The sequence below is a fragment of the Vibrio breoganii genome (assembly GCF_001677275.1).
In the GTDB taxonomy this organism is placed as follows: domain Bacteria; phylum Pseudomonadota; class Gammaproteobacteria; order Enterobacterales; family Vibrionaceae; genus Vibrio; species Vibrio breoganii.
Map to the genome: position 1 here is coordinate 1,673,686 of NZ_CP016177.1, position 12,826 is coordinate 1,686,511.

Annotated in this window: 12 protein-coding genes; 10 read left to right on the forward strand and 2 right to left on the reverse strand. The window is 47.7% G+C overall.

All coding sequences use genetic code 11. The features are described 5' to 3' along the window. Positions 1-83: 83 nt before the first annotated feature. The 9 genes from A6E01_RS07745 to A6E01_RS07790 all read left to right on the forward strand — a co-directional run bounded on the left by A6E01_RS07745 (position 84) and on the right by A6E01_RS07790 (position 8,228). Complete coding sequence (locus A6E01_RS07745) at positions 84-935, forward strand: formate dehydrogenase accessory sulfurtransferase FdhD (protein ID WP_017027600.1); 852 nt, start codon at positions 84-86, stop codon at positions 933-935. Positions 936-940: 5 nt separating this feature from the next. Next, the gene (locus A6E01_RS07750; RefSeq protein WP_065209993.1) at positions 941-1,804 is read left to right on the forward strand and encodes an ABC transporter substrate-binding protein; all 864 of its coding nucleotides are present in this window, start codon (positions 941-943) and stop codon (positions 1,802-1,804) included. Then, positions 1,804-2,502 (forward strand): ABC transporter permease, encoded by a 699-nt coding sequence (locus A6E01_RS07755; RefSeq protein WP_017027602.1) that lies wholly within the window; start codon positions 1,804-1,806, stop codon positions 2,500-2,502. The genes A6E01_RS07750 and A6E01_RS07755 overlap by 1 nt, the downstream gene beginning before the upstream one ends. A gap of 12 nt (positions 2,503-2,514) precedes the next feature. Beyond that, positions 2,515-3,237, forward strand: coding sequence for an ABC transporter ATP-binding protein (locus tag A6E01_RS07760; RefSeq protein WP_065209994.1), 723 nt, complete (start codon positions 2,515-2,517; stop codon positions 3,235-3,237). Position 3,238: 1 nt separating this feature from the next. Next, on the forward strand, positions 3,239-3,808 hold the full coding sequence (mobA, locus tag A6E01_RS07765; RefSeq protein WP_017027604.1) for a molybdenum cofactor guanylyltransferase MobA: 570 nt from the start codon (positions 3,239-3,241) through the stop codon (positions 3,806-3,808). A gap of 3 nt (positions 3,809-3,811) precedes the next feature. Beyond that, the gene (locus A6E01_RS07770; RefSeq protein ID WP_065209995.1) at positions 3,812-5,602 is read left to right on the forward strand and encodes a bifunctional molybdopterin-guanine dinucleotide biosynthesis adaptor protein MobB/molybdopterin molybdotransferase MoeA; all 1,791 of its coding nucleotides are present in this window, start codon (positions 3,812-3,814) and stop codon (positions 5,600-5,602) included. Between the two features lie 186 nt (positions 5,603-5,788). Beyond that, positions 5,789-6,172 (forward strand): lactoylglutathione lyase, encoded by a 384-nt coding sequence (gene gloA, locus A6E01_RS07780; protein WP_065209997.1) that lies wholly within the window; start codon positions 5,789-5,791, stop codon positions 6,170-6,172. An 18-nt stretch (positions 6,173-6,190) separates the two neighbouring features. Beyond that, entirely contained in the window at positions 6,191-7,288 is a 1,098-nt protein-coding gene (locus tag A6E01_RS07785; protein ID WP_065209998.1) for an alkene reductase, read from the forward strand. A gap of 76 nt (positions 7,289-7,364) precedes the next feature. Further along, positions 7,365-8,228, forward strand: coding sequence for a DMT family transporter (locus A6E01_RS07790; protein WP_065209999.1), 864 nt, complete (start codon positions 7,365-7,367; stop codon positions 8,226-8,228). Between the two features lie 368 nt (positions 8,229-8,596). Here the strand turns inward: A6E01_RS07790 and A6E01_RS07795 are convergent, their stop codons facing one another. Further along, positions 8,597-9,400, reverse strand: coding sequence for a crotonase/enoyl-CoA hydratase family protein (locus A6E01_RS07795; RefSeq protein ID WP_017030430.1), 804 nt, complete (start codon positions 9,398-9,400; stop codon positions 8,597-8,599). 367 nt (positions 9,401-9,767) lie between these two features. On the opposite strand from A6E01_RS07795, the gene A6E01_RS07800 reads away from it, so the two are divergent. Further along, complete coding sequence (locus tag A6E01_RS07800) at positions 9,768-10,007, forward strand: hypothetical protein (protein ID WP_017030429.1); 240 nt, start codon at positions 9,768-9,770, stop codon at positions 10,005-10,007. Between the two features lie 77 nt (positions 10,008-10,084). On the opposite strand, the gene A6E01_RS07805 is transcribed toward A6E01_RS07800, so the two are convergent. Beyond that, positions 10,085-12,826, reverse strand: a complete 2,742-nt coding sequence (locus tag A6E01_RS07805) for a sulfide/dihydroorotate dehydrogenase-like FAD/NAD-binding protein (protein ID WP_065210000.1) — start codon at positions 12,824-12,826, stop codon at positions 10,085-10,087.

A 12,826-nucleotide genomic window follows, 5' to 3' on the forward strand; every position in this document is an offset into this window, starting at 1 on the left:
GCCAGCTCGAGTAACTGAAAGATGGGCTTTGCCCCCTCACCTTTCTTCACAACACTGTTCTAGTATAGAAAAAGGAATTTTGGATGCCTAAAGCGCCCCATTTTGTTGCCGTTGGCCAGCCCCCGTCTCAAACCCAGAGCGTGACTGTTTTTGATGAATATGGAGAGCCACTGAGCAAAGATATTGCTTGCGAGTGTCCCTTAACCGTTCTGCTCAACTGGCGAGAGATAGTGACACTAATGACCCTTGGGTCTCACCCTGGTGCTCTGGTGCTAGGTTATCTTAAAAATCAAAGCTTTATATCAGACCCTACCCAACTTGATTCCGTGTTGATAGATTGGGAGACAAACAGTGTGGCAGTGGTCACCAAAGAAAATACAGACTTCCTAGAAAAAGCCTTAAAAAAGAAAACCGTCACCTCGGGCTGTGGACAGGGCACCATGTACGGCAACGTCATGAAGAGCCTAGAGAACTATCAAGTGCCACAAACAAAAATCAAACAAAGTGCCCTTTATTCTACGCTGATGGCGCTGACCCATTACAACGATACCTACAAAAAGGCCGGTGCCGTTCATGGCTGCGCCGTGTGCAGAGAAGGAGAAGTGGTTTCCTTTGTGGAAGATGTCGGCCGCCACAATGCGGTGGATACGCTAGCGGGTGAGATGTGGCTTAACCAAGATACGGGTGACGATAAGATTTTCTACACCACAGGTCGACTCACCTCAGAAATGGTGATCAAAGTCGCTCAGATGGGTATCCCTACCCTGCTTTCTCGCTCAGGCGTTACCCAAATGGGTCTGGAATTGGCAGAGCGATTTGGCATCACTATCATCGCCAGAGCCAAGGGACTGCGCTTTCAGGTCTACCACGGGGTAGAAAAAATCGAATTCGACGGCAAGCATGCCGATAACGAAGACATCAACAAGGATCGATAAGACTCATGTTTCTCAAACCTTTATTTCAACGCATTCGAAAGCTGCAACACACTCAAAAAAGGGCAGCGTTACTGGCTGCGCTATCTTCATTAATCCTTGTTACTGCTCCAGCACATGCTGACTCACAATCGCTGCGCATGGCAACCACCACCAGCACCTATCACTCAGGTCTGCTGGATTATCTGCTGCCTACCTTTACCAAGGACACTGGGTACGAGGTTCAATTATTGGTGACGGGATCAGGTAAAGCATTAAAAATGGGAGAGATGGGGGATGTCGATATCGTTCTTACCCACTCACCAAAGGCAGAAAAAGCCTTCTTGGATGCAGAGTTTGGCGTCGATGCTCGCTCGGTCATGTACAACGATTTTATCTTGGTCGGCCCTAAAGATAACCCAGCTAAGCTTAGCGAAACGGATACAGCAGCCAGCGGCTTAACTAAGATTGCCGACAGCAAGTCGGTCTTTATTTCTCGTGGCGATGACTCTGGCACGCACAAAAAAGAGCTGTCACTGTGGGAAGCGGGCAACGGTACGCACGAGTGGGATAACTACCGCTCTATCGGTCAAGGCATGGGGCCGACATTGAACATGAGTTCGGAATTACAAGGCTATACTTTGACTGACAGAGGCACTTGGCTTGCTTATCAAGAAGCGCTCGATCTTGCGATTTGGGTGCAAGGCGACCCTGCCCTATTCAATCAATACCAAATTATTCGCGTTAACCCGAAGCGCTATCCTGACCTAAACATTGACGGTGCTAAAGCGCTCAGTGATTGGATCGTTAGCGACAAGGCTCAAGACTTGATTGACCAATTTCAGGTCAAGGGGGAGAAACTGTTTACTGCTGATGCGAAAACGTCCAACTAATGAATATTGGTGACACTACAATAGAAGCCATTAAGCTGCTTCTTAGCCTCGACCCCGCGCTGTGGAAGGTAGTTTCTATCTCCTTCAGTGTGTCGTTGTTCGCCCTCAGTTTATCCTTACTGCCTGCCATCGCTATTGCACTACTACTGGCCTATGCCCCTTTTCCTGGGCGAAATATTGTCACTTCAATAGTTAACACACTGCAGGCGGTGCCGACCGTGGTCATCGGCTTATTGCTGTATATGACACTGTCTCGCTCCGGCCCCATGGGCGACTGGCAATGGCTGTTCACACAAAAAGCGATGATACTTGGACAGATACTCATCGCAATGCCTATTCTTATCTCTATGCTCCAAGCAGGGTTTCAAAGCGTCGATATGCGCAACGTCGAAACCTCCATTACCTTAGGGAAGTCCTATCCTCAGGTATTTAGAGCACTGTTATGGGAAACACGGTTTGCGTTAATTGCTGCCATTGTGACCGCATTTTCACGAATAGTCACAGAGGTCGGATGTTCCATGATGGTCGGGGGTAATATCCTAGGTCATACACGTAACATACCCACAGCAATTGCCTTAGAGAGTTCAAGAGGTGCATTTTCACAGGGTGTGGCGTTGGGTATAGTGTTGCTACTGCTAGCACTGATACTCAATTTTGTCTTAACGTCTTTGCGCGGGCAAAGTCATCTTCGAGTCTAGAGGCGAGAATCAATGTCAATACAACTAAGAGCCCAAGATTTGTCTAAGCGCTATGATGATCGGGTTCTGTTTCACATCCCTAGTCTAACTCTGGGCCCTAGCGATGCCATCTATTTAAAAGGCCACAATGGCGTTGGTAAAACAACCTTGCTAAAGATTCTTGCCGGTTTGACAACCCCAAGCAGTGGCACGATAAATGGCAATGAGATTTCGACATTCCACCGATTATTCAAACGAAAACTGTTCAGAGATGTGGTGTATCTGCATCAGTCGCCTTATATGTTTGATGCAAGCTTGGTGGATAACATTCGCTACGCCCTGCCCCTTACGTCGCAACAAGGTTTAAACAGTCGAACTCGAGCGATTCACGCCTTGAGGCAAGTAGGCTTAGAGTCCTTGGCAGACGAACACTGCTCTGTGCTTTCTGGGGGTGAAAAACAACGCCTTGCCATGGCGAGAGCTTGGATTGTCAACCCGTCTATATTGTTGATGGACGAGCCCAGTGCATCATTGGATTTGGAGTCGACGCAAGGCATAGTTTCTCTTGCCAAAGACCTGCTAGACCGAGGCTCAAGTATTGTTATCACCAGTCATCAGCAAAACGGGCTAACCAATCTCTGTGATACTCAATGGAGCATAGAGAATCAGGGCCTCACAGTGACTCCTCATCTTCGAATTATCGATGAAGACATCAAACACATCGAACCCATTTCCCACAATATTTCAGGAAACTAATATGAATTCAATAAGCTGGGTCGTCCTAGCCGGAGGCCAAGCCACTCGTATGCAAGGTCAAGACAAAGGGTTAGTGGAACTCAATAATAAACCACTGATCGAATACGTTCTTGAGGTTCTCAAATCCCATAGCGACTCTGTTTACATCAATGCCAACCGCAGCCAAGAGCGTTATCAAGAATATGCGCCGGTTTTTGCCGATCAATACCAAGGGTTTGTTGGCCCAATGGGCGGAATTCACGCTGGGTTAACCCATGTAGACAGTGAATGGGTGGGTTTTGTACCATGCGATTGCCCGCAAATTTCTCCCACTTTGATTCAGCGTATGCAGCAAGAAATAAACGAGGAAGACGAGATATTAGTGGCCCATGATGGTGACTTTATACAGCCCGTCTTCACTGTGTTCCGTCGTAGCGTATTAGAGCGACTGCAGCAGTTCCTTGATGATGGTGAGCGTAAGATCATCCTCTTCTACGATCGCTGCAACACAAGACAGATCGACTTTAGCGACATCAAAGAAAGCTTTGTGAATCTTAACTCGAAGCAAGAATTACTTAAATTTAAGCAGTAACCCATGAAAATGATTCGTAACACGCCAATTATTGGCTTTGCCGCGTTTAGCGATACGGGGAAAACTACCCTACTTGAGCAGCTTATTCCTTTGCTCACTAGCGCAGGCCTTAAGCTTGGTGTTCTTAAGCATGCCCATCACAACTTCGATATCGATCAAGAAGGTAAAGACAGTTATCGCTTGCGAAAGGCTGGCGCGACGCAGATGTACATCAGCTCTCGCTATCGCAACGCCATGATCACTGAAACTCCTGACGAAGAGGCAAGCTTCGAACACCTTTTAATGCAGTTTAAACATGATGAACTCGACTTGATCCTCATTGAAGGATTTAAGAGTCAATCGTTTCCAAAGATTGAATTGCGCCGTGAGGCTTTGCAGAACCCTTGGATGTATCCAAGTGATGACAACATTATCGCGGTTGCCACCGATATCGCTTTAGATTGCCCACTGCCGAAGTTTGACATCAACGACCTGGAAGCTATCGCAGAGTTTATCGCCGCTAGAGTGAAATCTGGCGACAAAATAGACAAAAAACAAAGCGAAGAGAGTGTTGCTGCGTGTTGCGATACCCTTTCCCCCGCTTTTCTTTCTGTGGAGCAAGGGATAGAGCGTATATTGGATGCCGTCTCTGAGATAGAGGGACATACCCGCGTAGAAGTGGATCACGCCCTACAGCATATCTTGGCCGAAGATGTAGTATCGAGTACCAACGTTCCGCAACACACTAATTCAGCAATGGATGGCTTTGCGATTCGCGATGAAGATGTGTCTGTTGAGCGCTTTAAGCTCGTTGCCGAAGTGATGGCAGGTCAAAGCTATCCGCATCCATTGCAAGCAGGCGAAGCGGTTAAGATCATGACCGGCGCGCCAGTGCCCAGAAATGGCACCACCGTTGTTATGCGTGAGCAATCCGACACATTCACTGAACAAGGTACTGATTTTGTCACCTTCAATGGCGCAACAATCAAGCCAGGGCAAAATGTTCGCTCTGCTGGAGAAGACCTTGCCGAAGGACAAAGTGTGTTTGAGAAGGGTTGCAAAATAGGCGCAGCCGAAATGGGCATGATTGCCTCGCTAGGCATCAACCAATGTTTGGTTAAGCGTAAACTCAAGGTGGCCATATTCTCCACCGGTGATGAGGTGCAACACCCAAGTCAGCCGCAAAGAGAAAACTGCATCTACGATTCAAACCGTTATGCCCTGATTGGCCTGCTCACACAACTGAACTGTGAAATCTTAGACCTTGGGATCCTTGAAGATGACCATCATCAAATCGAAAAGGCCGTCTCAGAGGCGGCGCAGAGTGCCGATCTAGTGCTGACCACAGGTGGCGTCTCTGTAGGTGATGCTGATTACATCAAGGACGTGCTGGAGCAAAACGGTAATATCGACTTTTGGCGCATCAATATGCGACCAGGCAGACCGCTCGCCTTTGGTAAGATTGGTGAGACGCCATTCTTTGGTCTTCCGGGTAATCCTGTTGCGACTATGGTTTCGTTTATTAACTTTGTCGAGCCGGCTATTCGCAAGATGCAAGGCGATCAGAAATGGGCACCCACTAAACTTCGCGCATTAGCGAGTGAGTCATTGCGCTCTCGTCATGGGCGTACTGAGTTTACGCGAGGTGTTTACAGCCTAAATGAGCAAGGCCAACTGGTGGTTCGCTCCACCGGTAAACAAGGTTCAGGAATACTGCGCTCAATGAGTGAAGCTAACTGCTTGATTGAGATTGAGCCTTTGTATGCCAAAGTTGAACAAGGTGAATTGGTTACCATCATTCCTCTGTCTGTCTAATTCTCTTCCTTCAAAGGATTACATAAGGGTTTCGATTTATCGAAACCCTTTTTATTATAATTTTTCATTATAGTTTGGATAATCAATGATAATTTCTTATCTTTAATTCCCTTAGGTATAGTGAGCTTAATCGAATTCCACTCATGCCAAGCATTGGTCAAATGCCGATGCCAACGAGGATAAGTCATGAAATTTCTACACACTATGCTTCGAGTTGCCGACCTAGATAAATCCATCGAGTTCTACACTAAGGTTCTAGGCATGAAGGAGCTTGAGCGTCACGAAAACACTGAGTATCGCTACACGCTAGTGTTTGTTGGCTTTGATGACAAATCAAGCTCAACCACTATTGAGCTTACCTATAACTGGGATACTGACGCGTACGACCACGGCAATGCATTCGGTCATATCGCTCTTGGTGCTGACGATATCTACGCAGCATGCGATAAAATCAAAGCGCTAGGTGGCAATGTCTCTCGTGAACCAGGTCCAGTAAAAGGCGGCGAAACTCACATAGCTTTCGTTAAAGACCCTGATGGCTACGCCATCGAACTGATCCAACTAGGCTAATTTGAGAGGAAAATCATTATGACTAACGCACTATTTCAACCGATTCAACTGGGTCCTCTTTCTCTTAAGAACCGCATTGTAATGCCACCAATGACTCGCTCTCGCGCAAGTCAGCCAGGTAACATTGCTAACGACATGATGGCTCAATACTACGCACAGCGTGCAGAAGCGGGTCTTATCGTTGCTGAAGGCACGCAAATCTCAGCATTGGGACAAGGCTATGCTTGGACTCCTGGTATCTACACTGAAACGCAAATTGCTGGCTGGAAAAAAGTGACTGACGCTGTACATGCGAAAGATGGCAAAATCTTCGCTCAGCTATGGCACGTAGGTCGCGTAACGCACCCTGACAACATTGGCGGCGAGCAACCTATCTCATCTTCTGCGCTGAAAGCGGAAAATGTAAAGGTGTTCATCGACAACGGTACTGATGCACCGGGTTTTGTTGACGTTGTCGAACCACGTGAGATGACAAAAGCGGATATCGAAATGGTGGTTGAGCAATACCGCCAAGCAGCCCTTAACGCTATCGAAGCGGGCTTTGATGGTATCGAACTGCACGCAGCAAACGGCTACTTGATTAACCAGTTCATTGACTCAGAAGCGAATAACCGCACTGACGAGTACGGCGGCTCAATTGAAAACCGTCTGCGCTTCCTTGGTGAAGTGGTTACGGCAATGTCTGAAGCGATTGGCTGTGATCGCGTTGGTGTACGTCTAGCTCCATTTACTTCATTAAATGGCACTGTTGATGCAACCCCAGTGGAGACTTACGTTGAAGCAGCAGCGCTTCTAGACAAGCTAAACGTCGTTTACGTGCACATTGCCGAAGTCGATTGGGAAGATGCACCAGAAACACCAAAAGAGTTCAAGACTGCCGTTCGTGAAGCGTACAAAGGCGTACTTATTTACGCAGGTCGCTACGATGCAGAAAAAGGTGCTGAAGCTATCGAAGAAAACACTACTGACATGGTTGGTTTTGGTCGTCCGTTTATTTCAAACCCAGACCTTCCTAACCGCATCAAGAAGGGTTATCCTCTAGCACCTCATAACCCAGAAACGTTATTTGGTGGTGCAGAGCAAGGCTTAACCGACTACCCAGTCTACCAAGCTTAATCATCGCTCAACACAATCAAAAACCCTGCGCTCTCGCAGGGTTTTATCGTTTTTACACGTCACAATTAGGATAATCATGAATCTTAAGGCATTCAAAGGTGAGTTGTTTCTTGTTTTAGCCACTGTTCTGGCAGCGATTGGCTGGATTGCTTCCAAGCTCGTTATCCTCGAGGTGCCTGGCGAAGTCTTCATTACTAGCCGTTTTCTGCTCGCAAGCCTAATCCTGCTTCCCTTTTGCTATAAGAAAGTCCTCGCGCTTAAGGTTAAACAGGTTATCTCCTTGCTTGGTGTAGGCTTTATCCTAGCGCTATCTATACAGGTTTGGGTGTACGCGGTCTCTATCTCAAACACGCTCGCTGAAGGAGCCTTCATCATGAGCCTTGCCATGATAATCGCACCATTCGTGTCACTGGTTTTGTTTCAAGTTAAGCCCAACCGCGCCTTTTGGGTCGCCCTGCCTATTGCTATCTTGGGCATGGCCCTTCTAACCCTTGCCAATGGCTGGCAAGTAGATAAAAGCCAGTGGTATTTCCTATTAGCTTCAGGACTGCTCTCTTTGCACTTTGTTTTAAACAAGCGTGTGATCACCAACCTCAACCCATTAACCTCTATCTGTGTGCAACTGTTTGCAGTTGGATTAATTGGTGCCATCTCAGTGGGCATTACTCAGCCAGAGGCTTTCGAACTGAATCGACATGTCTTATTTTGGTTTGCGGTATCGACACTCATTGCCACCTCGATTCGTTATCTAGCACAAACGGTCGGCCAGTTCTCAGTCAAGATGGAAACCGCATCACTGATCATGATTTTAGAGCCCGTTTGGACACTGATGCTAAGTATCAGCATGCTAGGAGAAGTCGTAGGTACGCAAAAGATGATTGGTGGAGGCGTTATCTTCTTGTCGCTTCTGGTGTATATCAAGCTGTCGAAGAAGGGATGAGAAATTAGCTGCCAGCTACTAGCCTGGCTTTCACGCACAAGTATTGGTAGTTCATCTAAATGTGTTCTAACTGAGTGTTTGCCATATTAGATCGCTACTTTGATGTTCGTGCGATAAATAACCGTCGTCCCCGAGGGCTTTTATCGGGGACCTTTATAGAAACAGATGCCCGATAAAAGCACTCGGGCATGACGTTTACCAAAAATTCCGGCATGTGATCAAGAGGCAAGCTACTAGCTCTAAGAAGTGTCATTCCCGCATGTTGTTAGCGGGAATCTGGGGATGCACTCCTTCAAGATTGCCGATAAGAGACCTCGGCAATGACTCATCTTAATCTGATGGCTTAAAGCTAACAGCTTTTGACTGCTTTACTTGAACTTCCTCGGCAAGTAATCCGGCTTATCATCAGGATTACGCTCTCGCTTACCCGCAATGACTCTGTTCTTCCCCATCCCAACCTTAATCTGATACCAAGTCTCGAGCAGTAGCGCCTTGCCTTGACTCGACCACCAGGTGTTATGGTAGAGCTTCTTATTCGCGGCTAATACATCTGGAGAGCGGTTAATGCACTCCAAGGCTAGCTGATAAGCGCACGCATAGGGATCGTCTGCAATCTTAGTGACTAGCCCGTACTCTTTAGCCGTTTGGCTGTCGATCTCTTTGGCGGTCATCGCCATCTCTAATGTGTGGTCTTTGCGCATTAACTCTCGAAAGGCGATAGCTCCTCCCATATCAGGAATGAGTCCCCACTTGGCTTCCATGATAGAAAAGGTAGCATCGGGACTCGCTATACGAAAATCCCCTCCACTAGCTAACTGCAATCCGCCCCCCCAGCAGCGACCATGGATGGAAAATATCACCGGACACGGAATATCGCGCCAACCCAAGGAAAAGCGCTGAGCATCATTGGCACGAGTTGGCCACCACTTGAAGAGCAAAGAAAGCGCACCGCTTTTACTGGTTAATAAAGACTTCACATCAAGCCCAGAGCAAAAATCACTACCTTCGCCTCTAACGATCACTGCCCTCACCCGTTTATCGTTTTTCAACTCGCGCGTTATGGCATTCACCGCTTTGAACATCTCCATATCAATGGCGTTGAGTTTATCAGGACGATTAAGGCTGACTATTGCAATCTGATTATCATCAATAGTGCAGGTCACTCGAGACATATCGCTTCACCTTGCATAGTGGTCAAACCACTAAGTTATACAAATTATTAACATTTTGAAAGGCGTGTATATTAATTTTCATACATAAGCCATTAGTTTTATATGCTTTTTCCTTTCAAAAGCACCGCCCCTACAACCCTACTCACTCTCAAATAATACACAGCATTTACAATACGATTACTTTTTCAGCATGTAGCGTGATCCACTCTAAAGATAAAGAATTCCGCCCTATTCATCATGATGTTATGTGATGAGAAAAACACATAAACCCGATGAATAAAGAGATAATCCCTACCAAAGTTTTCCAAAAAACCACACAACACCATGGTCCTTTTGATTGTGCTCTAGATTAGCAGAGGTAATTAAAATGAAGATTTTCTACGAAACAAAACGGGGCAAACACAAAGGGCTTATACAACAGCCCCATCGACATAAAAATGGCAAGTTTGCGGTCAGCAAGGCAAGGTTTGATGAAGGTTATACCTATGTCGAAAGCACTGAAGATATCTATAAATACTTGAGACAGGGCTATAAGGTAAAAGTGAGCAGTGCTGAGCCCCTCACTGCACCAAGTCTGGTTGGCTTAGCCTCCCTTACTATCGAATAGATCATCTTTATTGCTCCGTAAACAAAGCCGCCCCTAGCCGTCATCCTATCTAGGGGCGGCTTGTTTTCTACTGCCTATCACTCCGGCTCTATTAACTTATGGTCAATTTGGCTTTGGTACTCTTGCGGCTTAAACTGATTAAACCTTGGCAAGAACTTGTCCCAATCAATAATGTGACTGTCGATTTCAGGGCCATCAATACACGCATGCTTACGCACTAATTTTCCATCGAGCATCACCGGCACCATACAAGCGCCGCACATGCCAGTAGCGTCAACCATAATTGAATTAAGACTCGCCACACAGGGCACCGAAAAATCCTTAGTGAGGTCACTTACCGCGCGCATCATCATAGGCGGGCCAATGGTAATCACCTCTGAAACCTTAGCTTCCGTGGTGCTTTTATGGGCAAGCATCATCTGCTCAAGCGGTGTGGTGACAAAGCCCTTGATGCCAAGGCTACCGTCATTGCTGGCATAGACAATTTTTAGGTGCTCGGGATAGCGCTCACGCAATCTCTCTAATCGACCACCAGGCTCTGTCCAAAAGCTGTGCGACTTGCCCCTAAATCCAGAAATCAGCGTCACCTGATTGCCTATTTCTAGATGAGCTCTCAAGATAGGAAATACCGCAGGTAAACCTACGCCACCCGCGGTGAAAACCACTCTTCCGCTGTGCTCTGTGACCTTACTGGCTTGGCCTAGAGGGCCCGCCACTGCGCAGAAGCTGTCGCCAACCTGCATCTTATTAATCAGTTTAGAACTGCTTCCTAGCCCCTGAATAACAAGGTCAATAGTTCCTTGGGCCGCGTCCCAGTCAGCTAATGTTAGCGGTATCAACTCACCCTTTTCATCACTTAATACCCGTACAAACTGCCCCGCCCTAGCGGACTGTGCAATTAACGGCGCTTTAATGGTGAACTCGACAATCTCATCGGTTAGCTGTTTCCGCTTCACGATCTTGGCTGGCGTCTGACCCAGCTCGGTATAACGGCTGGCACTCTCAACGAGACCTTGCAACTCTTGGGTATTGAAGTCCAAATTTGCCATTATCTCGCGAGCAGCGGCCTGCCCATCACCTGCCGCCTTGATGGCCGTTGAACCACCCCTTGTAGCATCACCGCCGCTATACACCCCCTCAATGGAGGTTTGCTGCGAGTCTTTGTCCAGCAGCAAGGTTCCCCATTTTGAGGTGTTGAGATCAGGGTTGGCGTCTTTCACAATAGGGTTAGAGCTATTGCCTAAGGCCATGATGGTAAAGTCCACCTTGATCAACTCTTGCTTGCCTGTCACTTGAGGGCGACGACGACCTGACGCATCAGGCTCACCTAACTCCATAACATCTAACGTGGTACTGCTGAGTACATGATTTTTGTCACCATGAAACTCACACGGCGCTCGCAACTCTTTAAGTTGTATCCCCTCTTCTAGGGCGTGATGAAGCTCCTCAACTCTTGCGGGCATCTCTTGCTCAGTTCGGCGGTAGACGATGGTGACATTAGCCCCTAATCGACATGCCGTGCGTGCGGCATCCATTGCGGTATTGCCCCCACCGAGAATCATCACCTCTTTATTTTTCATCTCAGGTAGCGGTGTTTCGTAGTCCGCTAGGTTGGCATGCATAAGGTTGACGCGGGTCAGAAACTCATTGGCTGACATAATATTGAGCAGGTGTTCGCCGGGGACATTCATAAACTTGGGCAAACCGGCGCCGGTTCCCACAAAGATCCGCACAAATCCCGCTTTTTTTAGATCGCTTAAAGCCGCGGTTTTACCCACGATATAGTTTGTGACAAATCGCCCGCCAAGGGCCTTGATCTTATCAACCACATCGTCAATCAATTGGTTGGGCAATCGAAACTCGGGAATGCCATATCGAAGTACCCCGCCCAAGGCATGGAAGGCCTCAAACACAGTGACAGGATGACCTTCCTTAGCCAGCAAGTAGGCATTAATAAGGCCCGATGGCCCAGAGCCCACAATAGCGATGGGCGGCTTGGTGGCCATGACCCAAGGGTTGTTGGTTATTTCCCCTGTGCCGCCTGCATCTTTGAGCTCGCGTTCACGCTGAGGCAAGAACCACTCTAGTTGACCGATCTCAATGGGCTTATCGTTGTGTGTACAAACCCCTTGGCATTGCAATTCTTGTGGGCACACTCGCCCTGTGACGTTAGGTAGAGGATTCGCATCTCGAATCAGCTCAAAGGCTTCTTTCAACCGGCCCTCTCCCATCAAATTGAGTACCTGCGGAATATGGATCTTAACAGGACAGCCGCCTTCGACTTCCGCTTTAGGAGCGCCTTGCTGGTCGCATTGAGGCACGCCGATTTCACATGGGCGGTCTTCACATTGCTTGTCTCTCAGTACCTCAAGCCAAACAAACAGCTCAACCTCACGCAGGCTATAACCCAGCCCCATATAGCCAAGGTAACCCTGACTGACTAAGTCAAAATCCTTACGTCTTTCTTCGGCAGGACGCACATAAGGGGGAATATTATTACTGCCCGGCCACCCTTTTGATAAGCCCTCAAACATGGGATATCGAGCACTAAGGTGTCGGTCGATGCCTCGCACAAAAGCGCGTTTTTGTTTAAGAGGCACTCGCCATAAATAGCGCTGCAATGTGACACTGAGTTCGTCATCAACGAGTAGCAGCTCCCACAGCTTTTCTACAAATGAAGCCGAGATTTCTCCATACTTCAACGCCGCTTGAATTGCCTGCATGCTCTCATCAATCACCATTTGCTGAAAGCGTTTGGGGTCTTTGCGCATTCGTTGCTCTAGCAGCGCTTGTTGCGCCTTACTGATTGTCGAAACCAT